Genomic DNA, 20,713 nt, shown 5'->3' on the forward strand with positions numbered 1-20,713 from the left:
CGATGGTCCCCATTTGTCACATGATCGACTCAATGAAGCGCTGAAGCCGTCCCGTCGAGCGGGGAAACGATGGCGTCCCTGAAGTTTCTCCTGGCCCAGGTCCTCAAAATGGCTGCGCTAGCTGCCAGAAGCGCTATTGACACCAGAAGCTGCCACATCGGCACGTCCACGTAGAGCAGGCGGATCGGCATTGCCGCCATTGAAGTGAACGGAAAGAGCGACATGGCCTGCATGAATAGTCCCTCCGGTGCCCGTAGACCCCCAAAACCGATCATGATCATGGTCAGAGGAAAGGCCGCGAGGGTGTTGCGGAATGCTGAATGGGGTGACCGTATTGCGGTAGCGCACGCGGCAAAGAACCAGTTCCACAGCATGAGACCCAGGAAACAGAATGCAAACAGGCCAACTACGAGGACCAGGCTCCGGCCAGAAATGTCTGCGAACACGCTGGTCGATCCCGACATGAGCATCCAAGCGAAAGCCGCGTAAACGCCATAGATCGTGATCGTTTTCATTCCATGACAGATGGATGCTGCAACTTTGCAGTCGAGCCAGAAGCCCGGCGGAGAGGCACTGAGGATCATCTCTGTCACATGAGCAAAGCGCTCGCCGAGCAAGCCCTGAAACAACATGCCCAGGCAGCCGAGAATGGCAAGTGTGGTCAGTACGACCATGCTGATCGAAAGAGCGGTGAGTGATGAGTTCGGGAGAACCGGTACCCCGGAGCGATCCATTACCTTCAGTGACGCCGGTGAATCAGCATGCTGCAGCTGGTCGGCGGACACTCCGAGCGTCTCAAGCAAGCGTTGACGCTGAAGCGAATCGAGCGCGCGTTGCAACTCGGCTATCCAGCCGGGTGACTGTGTGACGCGGAGTACATAGTCACTTGAATCCATCGATAGCGTTGGCTGTCCGTCGGCGACGACGCCGCCCTGGGTATTGGTGAAATGGAAGCGTCCCTCACTCATTCCAGCCACGGGAGTTCCTCCGGCTGGAATCTGGATCGTGGTCGCGGCTTCCCTCGCCAGAATGGCATCGCCTCCCAGTTTCACCAAGGCAATCACTGCCAGCAGGAGAAGACCAACCAGCTCGCCGCGAATATCCAGGTGCCGCCTGAACTCAAAGCCGATGACCCTGGCATAGTGGCTCATGCGCATGCTCTCTCCTCCCGTGACGTCGATGCCTGCGATGGGGAATCGCCCAAGTCATCCTGGTCATGAGCGCCCGCGGGCAGATGAAGGTCCTCAGCCTTGGCAGGCTGGAGTTGCGCGTTCTTGAGCACCAGGATCCTCCCGCAGAACCGCTGCAGAAGTTCAATGTGATGCGCCGACAGGAGCACCGCTGCACCTTGACGCGCTGCGGCCGAGATCAGCTCGACGACCGCAACCTGATTGACCGGATCCAGTCCTGAAAAGGGCTCGTCCAGTACAAGCACCTTCGGTGAATGAAGCATGCACGCTGCAATCTGGAGCTTCTGCAGGTTGCCCTTTGACAGGCTGGAAACCCGGTGTGACGCGCGATCAAGAAGCCCGATCTTGCCCAGCCAAAGGTCACGTGCGCGGACCGCATCCGATCTCGTCATGCCTCTCATGGCAGACCAGAACTCCAGTGACCGGCCTACGGTAACCTCGGGGAACAGGCTCCGGGCTTCCGGCAGATAGCCGATGTCAGACCATGGAGCCCGCGCTCCGCTCTCACTCCCGGCAACGGAGACGACGCCGGAATCGGCCGCGATGAGGTTGCAGAGGATACGGAACAGCGTCGTTTTGCCGGCACCATTGGCCCCTATGATTCCGACAATCTCTCCAGCATCGACCTGCACTTCCAGATCATGCAGGATTACGCGTGATCCGTAAGTTTTGCAAAGGCGTTCAGCGTGCAGCATCTGAGGCTCCCTTCTCAATCCTTTCGGCAATCTGTCGAGCTCTGGATTGCATGAAACGGCTGTGCCGGCTCTCAACCATTGCGATCAACTGCAGCGACGCCTCACGGCTGCGAGAATTTGCGACCAGCGCCTCCAATGCAGCCATCCGTACACGCTCCATTGGATGGCATCGGAAAATGTCTCTCAGCAGCTGCTGCGCCTCTCCATCCGTATCTCCGGCGGCAATCATGAACAGGGCGGATGCACTGGACCGATTGATGATCTGTGAGATCGTCCCTGTACCAGGTTCAAACTCATACTGATCCATGGTTACGCTTCTCAGGGAGTGCTCCATGATGTTGATGCTCACGGAGAACTCATCGGGCGCCATTTGCTGGTGTACGTCCCTGAACGCCCTGTACAGAAGGATGTTTCCCTTCTTCAACTGAGAGCGCTCGGTGAAGCGAAGATCCACTTTCTCGCCAGGGATTCCGGCTACGGAGGCGTAGTCGTACTCAAAGTAGTCGCTTTCGTATCCAGGTCCCTGGTAGCCAATCGTCAGAAAGTTGAAATTGTGGTCATGCGGAACACCGTAGAAGAATGCTCCGGGGCCACTTGCGCCAAGAATCTCGTCATTCTTTCCGGGCCAGAAGCATGCGCGAATGAAGTAGCTCTGACCTGAAGACTGGGGGGCGTGAAGCATGATGACTTGTGGTGTGTAGTCATTGTCGACCTGGATTTCCTTCGAATCCTTGAGCTCGGCGCAAATGACATCGCTGAGAAATGTACGGTTGTTTCCCAGCCTCTTGAGCATGGGAGCCATCGCCAACATCGAGTGTTGGTCACGTGGATCGAATGACGATTGCTGGAGGTGATCGACAAGATCCGTCAGTGTGATCGAATCAATCGACGGGTCTACTATCTGGACGGGCATGGAATTTCATCCTTGTTCCAATGAACGGGCCGCGAGGTTTCTGATCTCATCATTCGGATCGTCTTCTCTCATTTCCGACAGCCGCGTAGAGGCCGATTCCGCATCGACCTGATAGAGCGCCCTGAGGGCACTCCAGCGCACGAACGTCGTCGGATGGTGAGATAGATCAAGAAGCGAACTCACAGCTCCGTTGCCGCATAGATGCGCGAGTGCCGCAGCGATGAGCTGGAGACGGGAGTCAGTGACGCTGGCTGCTGTGCAGCCGGCCAGCCGGCTGGTCCTGAGGGAGAAGTGCCTGGTTGATTCACATCTCGGCAGCGCGGCAAGGCAAACGACCATCGACGTCGGCGCATCCCCTTGGAGCAGTCGCATGCCCTGTCTACCGCCCTCAAGAAACACGAAGTCTCCTGATCGGGAATCCCCATTGGAGGGAGGGCCCAGCACCGGCGCCGCTGCTGCGTCGTGCACAACGGAGAACGTCTGGTGGTTGACGTGCTCTGTCTGCGCGAAGAGCACCAGCGAGTCCGTCCCGGTGATCGTGATCCCTGTCTCGATGTTACCCTCTGAAGCTGCCGTGAGCTGGCACGGCGGCCTGTGCATGTAGTGAACCTGCACGAACTCGTCCTTGTAGATGACCATCCCAGCCAGAGGGTGCTTGACGAAGAATCGTCCAGGCGTCGTGTAGAGCGCGCTTTCAAGATGGTTCCGGCATTCCCTGCCGAAGTGCTGCTTCAGCGTCGCCAGATCGAACTCCCGGCAGATGGAAAGCATCAATTCACGATTCATCTCGGCGCTGCCGTCACCGCGGATGCGTTTGCTCCAGCCGCGAATTCGATTCGCTTGTCCTGTTGCTTCAAGCGCGCTGAGGAGTGAGGTGTTCCTTCCATGAGCAGTCTTCAGTTTCTGAAGCTGGGAAGGATCATCAGCCAGGTCAAGCATTTGCCTCGGACGTTCCATACCGCCTCCAATGCGGTGGGCCGGGTATCCAGCCCACCGCCGATTCACGTCAGACCGGATGAATGCCACGATTGATCAGGATGCCGACAACGACGCCAACTGCGGCGCAACCAGCTCCCGTCGTCTCGATCAGGATGCATGAACCATGCATACCAACCGGGAGTTTCTGCCGCGGCAGTGCGGTGGGTTTCATGTCTGTGTTCCTTATACGGGGAGAACGGCGATGACGATTGCGACGGCAATCGTGACTGGTTCAATCGGTGAGCAGAGCATTGAAGTGCCAGCCAATCCCACGGCTGGGGTGAGGGGAAGCGGAATGCCATCCATTGGTTTCTCCTTTTCAGATCGGTGGCCCAACTCATGCTGGGCAGATCCGTTCTCAATGATCACGAAGCAGGGATTCATGACGTGGATCCCAGTTACTGGAGCTTCGGTAGAAAGCGTCATGCTTTGCCTGTGAATTCCGCTCCCAAGGGAAGAGGCCGCTAGGGCTTCAGCCCACTGGTGGTGCCAGAAACTCTGACTGGGCCGTGGGGTCGCAGATCCAGTTCGGGAACCGGGGTTATTTCCGTCACCCGAACCTTCTAGAATCCCTTTTCCCCTGCCTGCTGGTGCGTCATGTCGGCTTCCCCTGTTCCTTCTGCGGCTGCCCCCCGGGGTGGCCTTGTCGCGCTGGCCCTGCTGCTGGTCTACGTGGTCTGGGGCTCGACCTACTTGGGCATCGCCAAGGCCCTGCACGGCGGCGCGCTGCCGCTCACCATGGTCTCCGGCAGCCGCTTCATCATCGCCGGCGGCCTGATGTACCTGGCCCTGCGCCTGTTCTGGAAGATGCCGCGGCCGAGCCTGCGGCAGTGGCGCAACCTGATCATCATGGGCGTGACCATGCTGGTGCTGGGCAACGGCATGGTGGTGCTGGCCGAGCGTGAAGTGTCCTCCGGCCTGGCCGCCACGGCAGTGGCCTCGGTGCCGTTGTGGATGGCGCTGTTCTCCGCGTTTCGCGGCCAGCACGCCAGCCGCGGCGAATGGCTGGGCATCGCGGTCGGTTTCATCGGCGTGGTCTGGCTCAATGCGGGCAGCAGCCTCACGGCGTCGCCCACCGGGCTGGTGCTGCTGTTGATCGCACCGGTCGGCTGGGCATTCGGTTCGGTGTGGGCGCGCGGCCTGGATCTGCCTGGTCCGTTCATGACCGCTGCCGGGCAGATGATCTGCGGTGGCGTGCTGCTGGTGTTGATCGGCCTGGCGGTGGGCGAGCGCCCGACCACGCTGCCCGATACCGGCGGCCTGCTGGCGATGGCCTACCTGTGTGTGTTCGGGTCCATCGTGGCCTTCACCGCCTATGTCTGGCTGCTGCACAACGTGCGCCCGGCGCTGGCCGGCAGCTATGCCTACGTCAACCCGGTCATCGCGGTGCTGCTGGGCGCGGCCTTGAATGGCGAGCAGTTCGGCTGGCGCGATTTCCTGGCCATGGCGGTCATCCTGCTGGGCGTGGTGGTGCTGACCATGGCCCGGACCCGGAAAAAGTGAGCATGACCAAGTGAGCATGGACGAGAAGGAACAACGCCGCGGCCTATGGGTCACTGCTTCCACCTTCGTGCTGTGGGGGCTGGTGCCGGTCTACTGGCATCTGCTCAACGAGGTGCCGTCGTTCCAGATCATTGCCCACCGCATCATCTGGTCCACGGTGCTGGTGGTGGCGTGGCTGCTGCTGAGCGCGCGCCTGGGCTGGTGGCGGAAGATCGCCGCGCAGCCACGCGCGCTGCCGATCCTGGCGGTATCCAGCCTGACCATTGCCTTCAACTGGGGCCTGTACATCTGGGCGGTCAATGCCGGGCATGTGATCGAAACCAGCCTGGGCTACTTCATCAACCCGCTGGTGAACGTGCTGCTGGGCGTGCTGGTGCTGAAGGAGCGCCTGCGCCGCGTGCAGTGGATCGCAGTGGCGATGGCCGCGGTGGGCGTGGCCTGGCTGACCATCGATGCTGGCACGCCGCCGTGGATCGCGCTGGGCCTGGCGTGTTCGTTCGGCCTGTACGGGCTGCTGCGCAAGCTGGTGTCGGTCGATCCGGTGGCCGGGCTGGGCGTGGAAAGCCTGTACCTGTTCCTGCCGGCGCTGGCGTTTGCGGTGTGGGCCGAGAACGGCCATGGTGGCGCGTTCTTCCACGGCTGGGGCTGGCGCAACGATCTGCTGCTGGTCTTTGGCGGCGTGGTCACGGCCGTGCCGCTCATCGGCTTCGCCTACGGCGTGAAGCGCATCCCGCTGTCGCTGGTCGGCATCCTGCAGTACATCGCACCGAGCCTGCAGCTGCTGCTGGGCGTGTTCTTCTTCCATGAAGCATTCGATACCGGCAAGGCGATCGGCTTTGCGGTGATCTGGGCGGGGTTGGTGCTGTTCGTGGGTGACAACCTGCGCGTGATGCGAGCGGCGAGGAGGGGGCGGATCCCTCCGCAACGCGGAGGGCTCTGACCCCCGGGCTGAGCAGAGAAAGGGGTCGGAGCCCTTCGCGTTACGCAGGGATCCGACCCCGCCTCACACATCAGGTTTCGCGCAGCGCGGTGGTGATCGGCAGGCGCGCCGCGCGCAGTGCCGGGAACAACCCGCCGACCAGGCCGATGCCCAGCGCCCACTTCAAGCCATTCCACAGCAGCTCCGGCGAGACGTGGAACTTGAACACCACCGCGCTGAAATTGCTGCCGATGGTGGACACGCTGTAGCCGTTGAACAGCAGCCAGGCGACCGCGCAGCCCAGCAACCCGCCCAGCAGTGCCAGCAGCATGGTTTCCAGCATCACCGCTGTCACCACGGGCAGGCCGCGGAAGCCGATGGCCCGCATGGTGGCGATCTCGCGTGCTCGCGTCGCGACCGCGGCATACATGGTGTTGAGCGCGCCGAACACCGCGCCCACCGCCATGATCGTGCCGATGACCTTGCCAAGGATGTCGATCAGCTTGGTCAGGCCGCCGCCCTGCTTGCTGTAGTACGCACGGGTGGTTTCCACATCCAGCTTCAGGCGCGGATCGGCGGCCACGGCGGCCTTGAACTGCTCGAAACCGGGCTTGCCATCGGTGCGCACGCTGATCGACTGCCAGGCACTGCGCTGGTAGGTGGTGGCCAGCGTATCGGCATCGGTCCACATCTCCGAATCATGCGCATCCCCACTGGCAAACACGCCCACCACGGTCCAGGTCTGGTTGCCCAGGGTCAGCGTCCTGCCAACCTCAAGGTTGCGGAACTGTCCCTGCGCGCCCTGGCCCACCACGATCTCGCGCAGGCCGGTGCCGAATTTGCGGCCCTGCACGATCTTCACCTTGTCATGCACCGCCCACGCCTGCGGGCCGACGCCGCGGAACTGCGCGTTGACGTCGGTGCCATCGGCCTTGGAGACCAGGTTCACCACCTGCGAAAGCTCCGGTGACAGCAGCGACCGGCCTTCGCCATCGCGGCTGATGCCGGGCAGGGTGGAGAGCATGGGTACCTGTTCACGGGTGATGACCGAATTGGTTTCGGCCTGCGAACCGCCACGCAGCACGATGGCGGTGGTGTCATCGCCGGTGTTGCTGAGCGTGGCCTGGAAGCCTTCGCCCATGGCGAGCATGGCCACCAGCACGCCGACCACGCCGGCAATGCCGACCACGATCACCGAAGATGCGCCCCAGCGCTGCGGCAGGCTGGCGATGCCGATGCGGGTGGCCGCCAGGGCCAGGCGCCCGCTGCGGGTCAGCAGCAGCCACAGCGCCACCAGCACAGCCACGGCCAGCACGCCCAATGCCGGCAGGCTGATCCACACCACCAGCCCCACTGCCAGCAGCAGCACGGTCAGTGCGTTCCCCATCCACTTCCTGAGCTTGTTCATTGGATGTTCTCCTCAGCGGCCGGCCAGCGCATCGACGATCTTCAGGCGCTTGGCGCGCAGCGCGGGCAGCAGCCCGACCACGATGCCGATCACCACGATCAGGCCCACGCCCACCAGCCAGGTAGGCGTGGGGACATGCGGTGGCAGCATGCCCATGCTCTTCGGCGCGATGGCCGGCAGCACCAGCGCGGCCAGGCCCATGCCGATCAGGCCACCGAGGCCGATCAGCAGCACCGACTCGACCATCACCAGGGTCAGCACGGTGCTGTCCTTGAAGCCCAGCGTCTTCAGCGTGGCCAGTTCGGGAATGCGTTCGCGCACGGCCTGGGCCATGGTGTTGCCGGTCAACAGCAGCAGGGTGAAGAACACCGCGCCCATGATCGAGGTGACGATCATGCCGATATCCGCGAACTGCTTGACGAACGCCTGCTGGAACGCCGATTCGGTCTGGGTCTTGGTCTCGTGGTCGGAGTTGGCCGAGATCGCATCGATGGCCTGGGCCACCCGCGACGCATGGTCGGGGTTGTCCAGGGTGATCGTGTACCAGCTCACCTGGTTCTTGATGTAGTCGTTGGATTCGTCGAAGTACTTCCAGTTCATCATCAGCTGGCGCTCTTCGTTGCCCGCCTGCGCGCGGTCCTTGGAACGGAAGATGCCCTTCAGTTCCAGCGGCCAGTCATTGCTGCCGCCACGCGGGAAGATGGTTGCCTGCAGCGGGATGGTGTCGCCGATCTTCCAACCGAACTGGTTGGCCAGGCTTTCGCCGACGATGGCGCCGGTGCGGGTCTGCTTCCAGTCTTCCAGCTGCGCCGGGTCGATCTGCAGTTCGCGGTAGACATCGAAGTAGTTGGGCGACACCGAGAAATTCGGGAAGAAGTTCTTCGGGTCCTGGTAGATGCCGCCGAACCACATGCCGTAGGCCACGTCGCGCACGCCATCGACCTGGCGGATCTGCGTTTCCAGGCGGATCGGCAGCGACTGGGTGATCGACAGCCGCGAGGCGGTGACTAGGCGGTTGGCACCTTCCACGCTGCCGCCGGAATTGAATGCCACGCGCACCGAATCGAGCATGCCGAACAGCAGGAAGGCCGCGACCACCGAAAGCAGGGTCAACAGGGTCCGGGTGCGGCTGCGGAACAGCTGCGCCCAGACCAGGGAAAAGTATTTCATCGCCGCAGCCTCCGTCAGTGGGCCAGTGGGGCGTCGGCCAGCTCGCCCTTGTCCAGGTGCACCGTATGGGTGGCGTACTCGGCAGCCTTCGGGTCATGGGTGACCATGATGATGGTCTTGCCGTGTTCTCGGTTGAGCTGCTGCAGCAGGCCGAGGATTTCTTCGGCCGACTGCCGGTCCAGATCACCGGTCGGTTCGTCGCAGATCAGGAAGGTCGGGTCGGACACGATGGCGCGGGCAATGGCCACGCGCTGCTGCTGGCCGCCGGACAGTTCATTGGGGCGGTGGCTGCGGCGGTCGGCCAGGCCGACCAGGGTCAGCGCGATCTCGGCATTGCGCTTGCGCTGCGCGGCGCTGAGATGAGTCAGCAGCAGTGGCAGTTCCACGTTCTTCTGCGCGGTCAGCATCGGCATCAGGTTGTAGAACTGGAACACGAAGCCGACGTGGTGGCTGCGCCAGGTGGAGAGCTGGCCGCCGCTCATCTGGTCGATGCGCTCGCCTTCAATGCTGATCTCGCCGCCACTGGGGTTGTCCAGGCCGCCGATCAGGTTGAGCAGGGTGGTCTTGCCCGAACCGGATGGGCCCATCAGGGCGACGAAATCGCCGCGCGCGATGTCCAGGTCGATGCCGTGCAGCACCTGCACCTTTTCCGGGCCGCGTTGGTAGGTCTTGGTGATGTTGCGCAGTGAAACCAGGGTCGACATCGGGGTTCTCCACGAAAGGCGGGACACGGGGACGCGCGCCGGCCACGGGCCGGAGGGCATGCATGGAACGGTGCTGCCGGCGGCGCCATGACAGCGCCAGACCGTTACTGCGCTTGTTTCAGCCGAACCCTGGCGCCATCGCGCAGAGTGTCCGGCGGGCTGACCACCACGCTCTCGCCCGCACTGACACCCTTCAGCAGCTGACGGTCCTTGCCCATCGCCTGGCCGGCCTGCACGGCACGCTGCTGTACGCGGTCGGCATCGCCCAGCACGAAGGCGACGGTGGCGCCATCGCGTTCGACCACGGCGGTGGCCGGTACGCGCACACCCTGCGGCGTGCTGGCGGCTGCCTGCGGCGGTGCCTGTTCCAGGAAGCTGACCCGTACACCCATTTCCGGAACGATGCGCGGGTCCTTCACCTTCAGCGCCACGCGCACCTTCACCGTGGCCTTGCCGCGGTCGGCGGTGGGAATGATGGCGATCACCTCGCCGGGGATCTTCCATTCCGGGTAGGCATTGAGCGTGGCTTCCACCGGCATCTTCGGCTGCACGCGGCCGATGAAGGCTTCGCCCACTTCCACTTCGATTTCCAGCGAATCCATGTCGACGATGGTGCCGATGCCGGTGCGGGTGAAGCCGCCGCCGGCCGACAGCGGCGACACGATCTCGCCCGGCTGCGCGGCCTTGGCGGTGACCACGCCAGAGAACGGCGCGCGCACGATGTTGTTGTCCACGCCCAGATCGGCGATGGCGAGCTGGTCGCTGGCCACCTTGACGTTGCGCTGGGCGGTATCCAGCTGCGCGCGGATGCTGTCCCGCTGGGCCACGGCCTGGTCGTACTGCGAACGCGACACCAGCTGCTGGCCGACCAGCGCCTGCAGGCGGCTGGCTTCGGCGGCGGCCTGGCGCTGCTGCGCCTGCAGGCCGGCCACCTGTGCACGCGCGGCCTGCACCTGCGAGGCGGACAGGCTGCGCTGTGCATCGGCATCGATCGGGTCCAGCGTGGCCATGATCTGCCCGGCCTCCACCCGCATGCCTTCTTCGATCATCACTTCGCGCACCTTGCCGGTGATCTTGGCCGAGACCGTGGCCATGCGCCGCGCCACCACGTAGCCGCTGGCATCCAGCACTGAGCTGCTGGCGTTGCCCTGCTGGATCGCCACGGCCGGTGCGGTGTCGACTTCAGGCGCCGGCTCGCGGCCGAACAGCAGGAAGGCACCGCCGGCCAACAGCAGCACGATCACCACCAACGCGATCCACAGCCAGCGACGTCCGCCCGGACCATCCCCGGAGGACGGCGGCGGGCTCTTGCGGTCGATACGGAGTTCCTTCAACAACTCGGCAGAAGCGTTCATTGCGTTCCATCACAGGCGTTCGGGCGGGTAGGGCCGGAAGGGCGACAGCAGCGGTTCCGGTGGCAGAGCGTGCGGCACAGCATGCAGGTGGCACGGGGCAGGAGGGCAGTGACAGCTGTCATCCGATGCTGATGACGGCGGCCACTGCGAAACGTGACCGGGGCGGTACAGGATGGCAACGTCCCCGCTACCGGTACCGCACCCATGGATCCGACCGCTGCCCCCACAACGGCCCCGCTGGCCCGCCTGCACCAGGTGCAGGTGCACTACGCTGGCCATGCTGCACTGCAGGGTGTCGACCTGCAGGTCCGCGCCGGCCAGGTCCTGGCCCTGCTGGGCCGCAACGGTGCTGGCAAGAGTACCGCGATCAGCGTGCTGCTGGGCCTGCGCCGCGCCGATGCGGGCCAGGTCGAGTTGCTGGGTGGCGACCCGCAGCAGCGCGCCAGCCGGGCGCGGCTGGGCGTGATGCTGCAGAGCACCAGCCTGCCGCCGATGCTGCAGGTGGATGAACTGGTGGCGCAGGCCAGTGCCTGCTATGCCGAACCGATGCCGCTGGCCGAAGTGCTGCAGCGCACCGGCCTGCAGGACCTGGCCCGCCGGCGCTACGGGCAGCTTTCCGGTGGCCAGCAGCGCACGGTGCAGTTCGCCATCGCCGTGTGCGGCCGCCCGCGCGTGCTGTTCCTGGATGAGCCCACCACCGGCCTGGACATCCAGGCACGGCAGGTGATGTGGCAGGCGATCCGGCAGTTGGTGGCCGAAGGCTGCGGCGTGCTGCTGACCACCCACTACCTGGAAGAAGCCGAAGCCCTGGCGCAGCAGGTGGTGGTGCTGGAACAGGGCCGCGTGCTGGCCGATGCGCCGCTGGCCGCGCTGCGCCTGGCCGACCGGCCGCGCCGCATCCGCTGCCGCAGCACGCTGGCCATTGAAGCGGTGCAGCAGTGGCCGGGTGTGCAGCAGGTGCAGCGCGACGGCGCGCACCTGCAGGTGTTGGCCAGCCCCGCCGAACCGGTGGTGGCGCGCCTGCTGGCCGCCGATGCGCAGCTGCAGGAATTGGAAGTACAGGGCGCGGCACTGGCCGACGCCTTCCTCGACATGACCCGGGAGGCCGCATGAACACCGTGACCCGTACCCTCGCTGCGCCGCGCGCTTCCGTGCGTGCCGCCCTGCGTCCCTACATCGCCGAACTGCAGGCCGAACTGCGCCGTGCCTGGCGGACACCGGCCTTCGCGGTGCCGTCGCTGCTGTTCCCGGTGCTGTTCTACCTGTTGTTCGGCGTGCTGCTGGGGCGCGGTCATGCGCCGCTGTACCTGCTGGCCACCTACTGCGTGTTCGGCGCGATGGCACCCGCGCTGTTCGGTTTCGGTGTACAGCTGGCGCTGGATCGCGAAGGCGGCCTGCTGACCCTCAAGCGCGCGCTGCCGATGCCGTCGGCGGCACCGTTGCTGGCGCGGCTGGCGATGGCGGTGCTGTTCGCGCTGCTGGTGGCGGGGTTGCTGGTCACCGTGGCCTGCACCCTCGGCGGTGTGCACCTGCAGGCGCAGCAGATCCTGCAGCTGCTGGCCGTCGCGGCGCTGGCCGCCCTGCCGCTGGGAGCCATCGGCCTGCTGATCGGCAGCCATGCCAGCGCCAGCGCGGCACCGGCGATGGTCAACCTGGTGTACCTGCCGTTGGCGCTGCTGTCGGGGCTATGGCTGCCGCTGTCGGCGCTGCCGACGCTGTTTTCGACGATGGCACCGCTGTGGCCCACCTGGCACCTGGCGCAGCTGGCGCTGCCGGTGGTGGGGCAGCCGGCGGTGGGCAGCATCGCCGGCCACCTGCTGGTGCTGCTGGGGGTAACCGTGGCCGCATTGCTGCTGGCGCGCCGTCGCCTGCGCCGCATCGGCTGAACTGGCATGATCGGCAGCGAACATCCCCGCCTGGATCCGCCCGTGTCGTCGAGCTGGCTTGCCTCACTGCTGCGCCCTGCGCCGGATTCGGCCGTGGCCGATCAGCTGCGGCGTGGCAAGTCGCCCTGGGGCGGCGCGATCCATCTGTTGTGGTCGGTGTGGATCTTCCTGACGCCGGCGATGGGCGGTGGCTTCACCCTGCGGTGGTTGTTCCTCACGCTGGCCAGCTACCCGGTGTTCCTGCTGCTGTATGCGCGGGTGATGCTGGCGCCGCGCCACCACGGGCCGCGCTATGCGCTGGCCATGATCGCGCTGTCGCTGGTGCTGCTGCCCTGGTATCCCTCGGGCCTGAGCTACTTCGTGTTCGGTTGCGTGCTGCTGCGCATGAACGGACGCAGCAGCTGGTGGATGTACCTGCTGCAGCTGACCGCGCTGAACCTGCTGTTCTGTTCGGCCGCGCTGTATTTCGGCTACCCGTGGCAGGCACTGGTGTGGATGCCGGCGGTGTCCTTCATCGTCGGCCTGGTGGTGAACGTGGAAGCCTTGAGCCACCAGCGCGACGTGGCCCTGCAGCTGTCGCAGGACGAAGTACGGCGGCTGGCCACCACCGCCGAGCGCGAACGCATCGGCCGCGACCTGCATGATCTGCTGGGCCACACGCTGTCGCTGATCACGCTGAAGCTGGAGCTGGCGCGCAAGCTGTACGACCGCAATGACGCGCGTGCGCGGCAGGAGATCGGCGAGGCCGAGGCGATTGCGCGCGAAGCACTGGCGCAGGTGCGCAGTGCGGTCACCGGCATCCGCGCCAGCGATCTGGCCGGCGAGCTGGCCTCGGCGCGGTTGCTGCTGGAATGCCAGCAGGTGCACCTGCAGTACGCGGTGCCGCCGCCGATGCCGGTGGAGGTCGAGCGTGGCCTGGCCCTGGTGCTGCGCGAGGCGGCCACCAATATCGTGCGGCATGCGCAGGCCACCCAGGCGCAGGTCGCGTTCATGCAGGAAGGACGACAGCTGGTGATGCAGATACGGGATGACGGACGCGGCGGCCTGCAGGCCGAAGGCAATGGCCTGTGCGGCATGCGCGAGCGCGTGGCCGCGCTGGGCGGGCAGCTGCAGGTGCAGTCGGCCAAGGGCGAGGGCACGGTGTTGAGCGTGCGCGTGCCGCTGGCGGCGGTGACGGCACCGGTCCCGCCGGGGGCGCTGGCACAGGAGGGTGAGGCATGATCCGCATCCTGCTGGCCGAGGACCAGGCGATGGTGCGCGGCGCGCTGTCGGCGCTGCTGGGCCTGGAGCCGGACATCGAGGTGCTGGGCAGTGCCGCCGACGGCGAGTCCGCCTGGCGCATGCTGCAGCAGCTGCAGCCGGACATCCTGGTGACCGACATCGAGATGCCCGGCCTGACCGGCCTGGAACTGGCCCAGCGCATCGCCCGCCACGAACTTCCGATCAAGGTGGTCATCGTGACCACCTTCGCCCGTGCCGGTTTCCTGCGCCGCGCGCTGGAAGCGGGCGTACTGGGTTATCTGTTGAAGGATGCCCCGGCGGAGAACCTGGCCGACGCGCTGCGCAAGGTACAGCAGGGCATCCGCGCGATCGACCCGCAGCTGGCGATGGACGCGTGGTCGCAGGCCGACCCGCTGACCGACCGCGAACGGCGCGTGCTGCGCCTGGCCGGCGAGGGCCGCACGGCCAGCGAGATTGCCGAGCAGCTGGGGCTGTCGCACGGCACGGTGCGCAATTACCTGTCCGAATGCATCGGCAAGCTGGGCGTGGCCAACCGCATCGAGGCGTACCGGCTGGCGCGGCAGAAGGGCTGGCTGTAGAGCCGAGCCCACGCTCGGCTGCTGTTCGCCGCTGCGCGCTGCTCAATCCTTTCCGCGAGCCATCGCCTGGAACACGCCATCGCGGCGCACCCACAGGTGGAACAGCGCCGCCCCCACGTGCATCAGCACCGTGGCGAACAGCACATACGCCAGCAGGCTGTGCGCGTTGCGCAGGGCCGCATACAGCGCCGGGGTGTGCGGCACGATCGGCGGCAGGTGCAGGCCGCCCCACAGGGTGATCGGATAGCCACCGGCCGACAGCATCGCCCACCCGATAAGCGGCATCGCCAGCATCAGCCCATACAGCATCCAGTGCGATGCCGTGGCTGCCAGCGCCTGCCATGCGGGCAGATCGGCCGGAAGCGGGGGCGGGCGATGGCGCAGGCGGTTGTACAGGCGCAGCAGCACCAGCACGAGGATGGCGATGCCCAGCGGGCGGTGCAGGTCGATCAGCATCGGCCGCAAGTGCAGCGAGGCGACCATGGTGACGCCGATGAACAGCATGGCAATGATCATCACCGCCATGGTCCAGTGCAGGAGGCGCGCAAGCAGGTTGAAGTGGCCGTTGCCGGTACTCATCGTGCGCCCTCCTGCTTCGGTTGTTCGACGTTGCCGGCGGCGCGTTCGCGTTCGCGGCGGTTGAAGGACTGCGAGTACACGGCCGAGCGCGCGGCCAGGATCGGGTCATCACTGCCGCGCACACCGCTGGGCAGAATCAGCGGATCAAAGTTGATCTGGCCGCAGGCGCCTTCTTCCTGCGATTGCATGCGGTCCAGGCTGAGCACGCCGGCCACGACCTGCTCGCGCGAGTCCGGCCACGGCGTCGATGGATCATTGATGGCATCGTCGGGCGCGGCAATGCTGACCACCAGGTTCCAGCGCACCGGGCCTTGGGCCAGGCGCTGCTGCAGTTCCTGGCTGAGGAAATCGGCGCTGGCCTGATTGCGCGTTTCCGCATCCATTTCCGCCACCGGGGCCTGCGGCTGCCAGCGCCAGCGCACGGCACGCTTCTGCCCCTGCGCATTGGTGAACCAGAAACTGTTGACGCTGTTGTAGGTGGTATCGGCCCAGCTGCTGGTCCACGGTGCGGTTTTCGCCCAGTGCTGGAAGGCCTGCGCGCTGGGGTATTTCGCCAGCACCGCCACCATCTTCTGCGGGTCGGGCTTGCCGGTGGCCGGGTCGGGAATGGAGGCGCGGGTCTGCTCGTAGAAGGCTTCGGCATCGGGCACGGCGAAGAACGGGAAGCTGTTCATCGCCATCCGCCATTCCTGGCCGTCATCGCTGACCATCTGCACGGCCATGCTGCGCACGCGCGCGGTGTTGTCGGCGCCGTAGGGATCGCCACCGCCGATCGACAGGCGGCCCATCACCGGCACGCGGGCCTGCTTGAAGACCCGCGCGCTGGACAAGGTGGGCGCCTGTGCGCTGGGCTCGAACCAGCCGCTGACGCAGATGCCTTTGCTGTGTGCGCGGCGGAAACCCGGGTGGGCCGGGCCGGTGGCTTCGATGGTGTCGGTGAAGCGCTGCGCGGTAAGGCGGTTGCCAACCCAGCCGGCCAGCCAGGCGAAGGCCAGTGCGACGCCGCCCAGGATCAGTGCGATCAGGGCGATCCAGGGCAGTGGGGAGTGCCTGCGCGGTGCGCCCGGGGTCTGCCCGGCGCGGGTGTAGCGGAAGAGCGACATGGTCGGGTTCCTGCCTTCACGGATCGTGTGGGTGGTCGACCCGCACATCCTCGCAGAACCCGGCCAGTGCCGAAATTCAATTTTTCGTCAAACTTCCAAGGCCCGCCAATGTCGGCTGTGGGTAGAGTCGACCGTTGGTCGACTGATCTTCAATCGGCCGTGGAAAAACCCCGCGCTGCGCGCGATAGTCGACTGACAGTCGACTCTACCGTGCTGCACGCTGCCGGCTGTGGGTAGAGTCGACCGTTGGTCGACTGATCTCCAATCGGCCATGGAAAACCCCGCGCTGCGCGCGATAGTCGACTGACAGTCGACTCTACCGTGCTGCACGCTGCCGGCTGTGGGTAGAGTCGACCGTTGGTCGACTGATCTCCAATCGGCCGTGGAAAAACCCCGCGTTGCGCGCGATAGTCGACTGACAGTCGACTCTGCCGTGCTGCACGCTGCCGGCTGTGGGTAGGGTCGACCGTTGGTCGACTGATCTTCAATCGGCCGTGGAAAAACCCCGCGCTGCGCGCGATAGTCGACTGACAGTCGACTCTACCGTGGTGCACGCTGCCAGCTGTGGGTAGAGTCGACCGTTGGTCGACTGATCTTCAATCGGCCGTGGAAAAACCCCGCGCTGCGCGCGATAGTCGACTGACAGTCGACTCTACCGTGCTGCACGCTGCCGGCTGTGGGTAGAGTCGACCGTTGGTCGACTGATCTCCAATCGGCCATGGAAAACCCCGCGCTGCGCGCGATAGTCGACTGACAGTCGACTCTACCGTGCTGCACGCTGCCGGCTGTGGGTAGAGTCGACCGTTGGTCGACTGATCTCCAATCGGCCGTGGAAAAACCCCGCGTTGCGCGCGATAGTCGACTGACAGTCGACTCTGCCGTGCTGCACGCTGCCGGCTGTGGGTAGGGTCGACCGTTGGTCGACTGATCTTCAATCGGCCGTGGAAAAACCCCGCGCTGCGCGCGATAGTCGACTGACAGTCGACTCTACCGTGGTGCACGCTGCCAGCTGTGGGTAGAGTCGACCGTTGGTCGACTGATCTTCAATCGGCCGTGGAAAAACCCCGCGCTGCGCGCGATAGTCGACTGACAGTCGACTCTACCGTGCTGCACGCTGCCGGCTGTGGGTAGAGTCGACCGTTGGTCGACTGATCTTCAATCGGCCGTGGAAAAACCCCGCGCTGCGCGCGATAGTCGACTGACAGTCGACTCTACCGTGGTGCAGGCTTCGGGGGCTCAGCCGTACCGCGCCTTCAGCATTGCCCAGGCCGAACGCAGGGCAAGGGCTTCGCCGCCGGCCGGACGGCCCGGGCGTTCACCGTCGTTCCAGGCGTACACGTCCAGGTGCGCCCAGCGCTGGTCGTTTTCCAGGAAGCGCTCCAGGTACAGCGCGGCGGTGACCGAGCCGGCCATGCGCGAACCGGCATTGGCCAGGTCGGCCACGCCGCTGCTCAGGTAACGCAGGTACGGGCGCCACAGCGGCATGCGCCACACCGGGTCGCGGGTTTCATCGCCGGCCTGCAGCCACTGCTGGGCCACCGTGTCGTCATTGCTGAACAGCGCCGGCAGATCCGGGCCCAGGGCGATGCGCGCCGCGCCGGTCAGGGTGGCGAAGTCCAGCACCAGGTCGGGCGTCTGCTCGCCGGCGAAGGTCAGCGCATCGCACAGGATCACCCGGCCCTCGGCATCGGTGTTGTCGATCTCGATGCTCAGGCCCTTGCGCGTGGCGATGATCTCACCGGGACGGAAGGCATCGGGACCGATCGCATTTTCCACCGCCGGAATCAGCAGGGTCAGGCGCACCGGCAGCTGCTGGGCCATCACCAGCCCGGCCAGGGCCAGCGCGTGGGCGGCACCGCCCATGTCCTTCTTCATGTTGCGCATGCCATCGGCCGGCTTGATGTCCAGGCCGCCGGTGTCGAAGCACACGCCCTTGCCGACCAGGGCCAGCGCCGGGTCGCTGTCCTTGCCCCAGCGCAGCACGATCAGGCGCGGCGCGCGGTGCGAGGCGCGGCCCACCGCATGGATGGCCGGGAAGTTCTGCTTCAGCAGTTCATCACCGGTGATGGCCTCGATCTGCGCGCCGTGGGCTTCCGCCAGCGCACGTGCTGCGTCTTCCAGCTGCTGTGGGCCCATGTCCTCGGTGGGGGTGTTGACCCAGTCACGCACGCGCAGGCTGGCGGCAATCAGGTCGGCCACTTCCGCGCTGGGGCTGGCCAGCAGCTGCGCCGGCGCACGGTTGCGCTTGCGGTAGCGGTCGAAGCGGTAGCTGCCCAGGCCCCAGCCCAGCTGCAGCAGCGCCTGTTCGGCGTCCGGCAGTTCGGTGGCCAGCTGCCACACGCTGCCTTCGGGCAGGGCATGCGGGGCATGTGCATAGGCGTAGGCATCGGCGCGTTCGCCTACGCCGATCACCGCACCGGCCAGGCCGTTCTCGCCCGGCAGCAGGGCCACGCTGTGGGCGCCGGCGGTGAAGCCCTGTGCATCCAGCCACGCCTGCTGTGCGGCTGGCTGTGCGGCCTTCCAGGCGGCGAACGCGGTACGGTCCAGCACGTGCAGCGGCAGTGCGGCGGTAGCGGTGGCGGTGAAGCCGGTGATCTCGCTCATGCGTCAGTTACTCCGGTGTTCGTCGGTGGCATCGAGGTTGGCGTCCAACCAGTCGGCCAGGCCGGTAAGGGTGTCGAACTGCAGGTCCGGCTGCAGCTGCGGATGGGTCCAGGGGGCGGCGTCGCGGTTGATCCAGCAGCCGCGCAGGCCGGCGGCGATCGCCCCGGCCACGTCCATCTCGATATGGTCGCCCACGTGCAGCACCTGCGCCGGGGCCACGCCCAGGCGGTCGCAGGCGGCATGGAAGATGCTGGCCTCCGGCTTGGCCGCGCCATGTTCGCGCGCGCCCAGCTGGAAGGCGAAAAGATGCGACAGGCCGATCCGCTCCAGGTCGGCGTTGCCGTTGCTCAGCGCCGCCACCGGCACCCGCGCGGCGATGCGCGTCAGCGCCTCCAGCGCGTCGGGGTAGTACTCCACCTGGTTGCGCGCGGCATAGAACACTTCGTAGGCCGGCTCCAGCAGGTCCAGGCTGGCGCCGCTGTTCTGCAGCGCTTCCTGGATCGTCAACCGGCGCAGCGCGCTCAGGTCGAAGTGCAGGTGCGGATTGTCGCGGTAGGAGCGCTCGCGCAGTTCGCGCATCGCCGCCACCGGATACAGGGCGGCGGTGGCGGGGCTGTGTTCGCACATCCATTCGTGCAGGACCACGTCGATGCGGGCGCCGATCGGCGCGAACGGCCACAGCGTGTCGTCGAGGTCGAGGGTGATGGCTTGGACGGGAAATTTCACCCGGTCATTCTACGCCTGCGCGCGGTGGCTTTCATTCCAGCAGCCGCGCCCAGCCCTGCATGCCTTCAAGGCGGGCCAGCACCAGCTTGATGCAGACCAGCAGCGGTACCGACAGCAGCAGGCCGACCATGCCCCAGGCCCAGCCGAACACCATCAGGGCCAGGATCAGCACCAGCGGCGACAGCTTCATCTGCCGTCCCAGCACGATGGGGGTCACCAGCTGCCCTTCCAGGGTATGTAGGGCCAGGTAGGCGGCCGCGGGCAGCACCGCCTGCAGCGGATCGCGGAATTCGACGAAGCCCATCAGCAGCATCATGGCCACGCCGATCAGCGGGCCCACGTACGGCGCGAAGTTCAGCAGCGCCGCCACCGTGCCCCACAACAGCGCCTCCTGCAGGCCGATGCCGAGCAGCATCAGCACGCCGGCAAACACCAGCCCGACCAGCGTGTTGATGACACTGATGGTGAGCACGTAGCGCGAAACCTCACGTTCGATCGAGCGCAGGATGTCGGTGGTGAAGCGTTGTTGCTGGCGGTTGGGAAACAGGGCGATGGCCGCGCGCTGCAGGCTTTCGCCATAGATCATGAAGAACAGGGTGAGCAGTACCACCGCCAGCACCGAGGCGGCCAGCTTGGGCGCCCGCGTCAGCATGCGGTAGGGGTCGTCCAGCTGGGTGCGGATGATCTGGATCTTGCGGTTGCTTTCACCGCCGGCCGCGCGGGCGAAGTTCTCCGCTGCCAGGTTGGCCTGCTGCACCGGTCTGGTCAGGTCCTGCATCTGGCGGGCGACCTTGCGCAGCTGCTGCGGCGCTTCCTGGGCCCAGTCCATCGCCGGGCCGATCAGCTGCACGCCCAGCGAAGCGGTCACCCCCAGGCCGGTGCCGAGGATCAGCAGCGCACCGACCGCGCGCGGAATCCACAGCCGGCGCAGGAAGCGCAGGATCGGGTTGCCGACCAGGGCGAAGAACATGGCCAGCAGCACCGGCAGGATGATGTCCTGCGCGGCCCACAGGGTGAAAGCCACGGCCAGGGTGGCCAGCACCACCAGCGACATCGGCCCGCGCGGGCGCGAGGGCGGTGGCGGCGGGGCGGCGTTTTCCGGTGCGGGTGCGGCAGGGGACAACAGGGACTCGCTCATCGACGCACCGACCGGGAAAGGA

20 protein-coding genes are annotated in these 20,713 nt (G+C 65.8%); 6 read left to right on the forward strand and 14 right to left on the reverse strand.

The features are described from left to right. Positions 1 to 29 precede the first annotated feature (29 nt). The 5 genes from C1924_RS01440 to C1924_RS20220 form a co-directional block, all read right to left on the reverse strand. A complete protein-coding gene (locus C1924_RS01440; RefSeq protein WP_254051195.1) occupies positions 30 to 1,151 on the reverse strand; it encodes an ABC transporter permease in 1,122 nt (373 codons plus the stop codon). Next, positions 1,148 to 1,885, reverse strand: a complete 738-nt coding sequence (locus C1924_RS01445) for an ATP-binding cassette domain-containing protein (RefSeq protein WP_108763752.1) — start codon at positions 1,883 to 1,885, stop codon at positions 1,148 to 1,150. Before C1924_RS01445 ends, C1924_RS01440 begins: the two co-directional genes overlap by 4 nt. After that, positions 1,872 to 2,798 carry a transposase gene (locus tag C1924_RS01450; RefSeq protein ID WP_108763753.1) on the reverse strand — a complete coding sequence of 309 codons (927 nt, stop codon included), beginning with the start codon at positions 2,796 to 2,798 and terminating at the stop codon, positions 1,872 to 1,874. The genes C1924_RS01445 and C1924_RS01450 overlap by 14 nt, the downstream gene beginning before the upstream one ends. A gap of 6 nt (positions 2,799 to 2,804) precedes the next feature. After that, a complete protein-coding gene (locus tag C1924_RS01455) occupies positions 2,805 to 3,737 on the reverse strand; it encodes a HEAT repeat domain-containing protein (protein WP_254051196.1) in 933 nt (310 codons plus the stop codon). 67 nt (positions 3,738 to 3,804) lie between these two features. After that, positions 3,805 to 3,948, reverse strand: a complete 144-nt coding sequence (locus tag C1924_RS20220) for a hypothetical protein (protein WP_159094730.1) — start codon at positions 3,946 to 3,948, stop codon at positions 3,805 to 3,807. A 425-nt stretch (positions 3,949 to 4,373) separates the two neighbouring features. On the opposite strand from C1924_RS20220, the gene yedA reads away from it, so the two are divergent. Further along, positions 4,374 to 5,279 carry a drug/metabolite exporter YedA gene (gene yedA, locus C1924_RS01460; RefSeq protein WP_108763755.1) on the forward strand — a complete coding sequence of 302 codons (906 nt, stop codon included), beginning with the start codon at positions 4,374 to 4,376 and terminating at the stop codon, positions 5,277 to 5,279. Between the two features lie 10 nt (positions 5,280 to 5,289). Then, entirely contained in the window at positions 5,290 to 6,219 is a 930-nt protein-coding gene (gene rarD, locus C1924_RS01465) for an EamA family transporter RarD (RefSeq protein WP_108763756.1), read from the forward strand. Positions 6,220 to 6,289: 70 nt separating this feature from the next. Here rarD and C1924_RS01470 read toward each other — a convergent pair whose 3' ends face one another. The 4 genes from C1924_RS01470 to C1924_RS01485 all read right to left on the reverse strand — a co-directional run bounded on the left by C1924_RS01470 (position 6,290) and on the right by C1924_RS01485 (position 10,835). Further along, positions 6,290 to 7,606 (reverse strand): ABC transporter permease, encoded by a 1,317-nt coding sequence (locus C1924_RS01470; protein ID WP_108763757.1) that lies wholly within the window; start codon positions 7,604 to 7,606, stop codon positions 6,290 to 6,292. 12 nt (positions 7,607 to 7,618) lie between these two features. After that, entirely contained in the window at positions 7,619 to 8,776 is a 1,158-nt protein-coding gene (locus tag C1924_RS01475) for an ABC transporter permease (RefSeq protein WP_108763758.1), read from the reverse strand. A 14-nt stretch (positions 8,777 to 8,790) separates the two neighbouring features. Continuing rightward, positions 8,791 to 9,480 carry an ABC transporter ATP-binding protein gene (locus C1924_RS01480; protein WP_004153799.1) on the reverse strand — a complete coding sequence of 230 codons (690 nt, stop codon included), beginning with the start codon at positions 9,478 to 9,480 and terminating at the stop codon, positions 8,791 to 8,793. Between the two features lie 104 nt (positions 9,481 to 9,584). Beyond that, a complete protein-coding gene (locus tag C1924_RS01485) occupies positions 9,585 to 10,835 on the reverse strand; it encodes an efflux RND transporter periplasmic adaptor subunit (protein ID WP_108763759.1) in 1,251 nt (416 codons plus the stop codon). 204 nt (positions 10,836 to 11,039) lie between these two features. On the opposite strand from C1924_RS01485, the gene C1924_RS01490 reads away from it, so the two are divergent. The 4 genes from C1924_RS01490 to C1924_RS01505 are packed head-to-tail and all read left to right on the forward strand — an operon-like array spanning position 11,040 to position 14,541. Further along, on the forward strand, positions 11,040 to 11,948 hold the full coding sequence (locus C1924_RS01490; RefSeq protein ID WP_108763760.1) for an ABC transporter ATP-binding protein: 909 nt from the start codon (positions 11,040 to 11,042) through the stop codon (positions 11,946 to 11,948). Continuing rightward, a complete protein-coding gene (locus tag C1924_RS01495) occupies positions 11,945 to 12,721 on the forward strand; it encodes an ABC transporter permease (RefSeq protein ID WP_108763761.1) in 777 nt (258 codons plus the stop codon). Before C1924_RS01490 ends, C1924_RS01495 begins: the two co-directional genes overlap by 4 nt. Before the next feature lie 6 nt (positions 12,722 to 12,727). Then, the gene (locus C1924_RS01500; protein ID WP_108763762.1) at positions 12,728 to 13,942 is read left to right on the forward strand and encodes a sensor histidine kinase; all 1,215 of its coding nucleotides are present in this window, start codon (positions 12,728 to 12,730) and stop codon (positions 13,940 to 13,942) included. Beyond that, the gene (locus tag C1924_RS01505) at positions 13,939 to 14,541 is read left to right on the forward strand and encodes a response regulator transcription factor (RefSeq protein ID WP_108763763.1); all 603 of its coding nucleotides are present in this window, start codon (positions 13,939 to 13,941) and stop codon (positions 14,539 to 14,541) included. Before C1924_RS01500 ends, C1924_RS01505 begins: the two co-directional genes overlap by 4 nt. 42 nt (positions 14,542 to 14,583) lie before the next feature. Here C1924_RS01505 and C1924_RS01510 read toward each other — a convergent pair whose 3' ends face one another. The 5 genes from C1924_RS01510 to C1924_RS01530 form a co-directional block, all read right to left on the reverse strand. Next, a complete protein-coding gene (locus C1924_RS01510; protein ID WP_108763764.1) occupies positions 14,584 to 15,120 on the reverse strand; it encodes a cytochrome b in 537 nt (178 codons plus the stop codon). Further along, the gene (locus tag C1924_RS01515) at positions 15,117 to 16,223 is read right to left on the reverse strand and encodes a catalase family peroxidase (protein ID WP_108763765.1); all 1,107 of its coding nucleotides are present in this window, start codon (positions 16,221 to 16,223) and stop codon (positions 15,117 to 15,119) included. The genes C1924_RS01510 and C1924_RS01515 overlap by 4 nt, the downstream gene beginning before the upstream one ends. 1,236 nt (positions 16,224 to 17,459) lie before the next feature. Then, the gene (locus C1924_RS01520) at positions 17,460 to 18,827 is read right to left on the reverse strand and encodes a M17 family metallopeptidase (protein ID WP_108763766.1); all 1,368 of its coding nucleotides are present in this window, start codon (positions 18,825 to 18,827) and stop codon (positions 17,460 to 17,462) included. 3 nt (positions 18,828 to 18,830) lie between these two features. Continuing rightward, on the reverse strand, positions 18,831 to 19,553 hold the full coding sequence (locus C1924_RS01525) for an HAD family hydrolase (protein WP_108763767.1): 723 nt from the start codon (positions 19,551 to 19,553) through the stop codon (positions 18,831 to 18,833). 31 nt (positions 19,554 to 19,584) lie between these two features. Next, entirely contained in the window at positions 19,585 to 20,691 is a 1,107-nt protein-coding gene (locus tag C1924_RS01530; protein ID WP_108763768.1) for an AI-2E family transporter, read from the reverse strand. Positions 20,692 to 20,713 lie beyond the last annotated feature (22 nt).

This window comes from Stenotrophomonas sp. ESTM1D_MKCIP4_1 (genome assembly GCF_003086895.1).
Lineage (GTDB): Bacteria > Pseudomonadota > Gammaproteobacteria > Xanthomonadales > Xanthomonadaceae > Stenotrophomonas.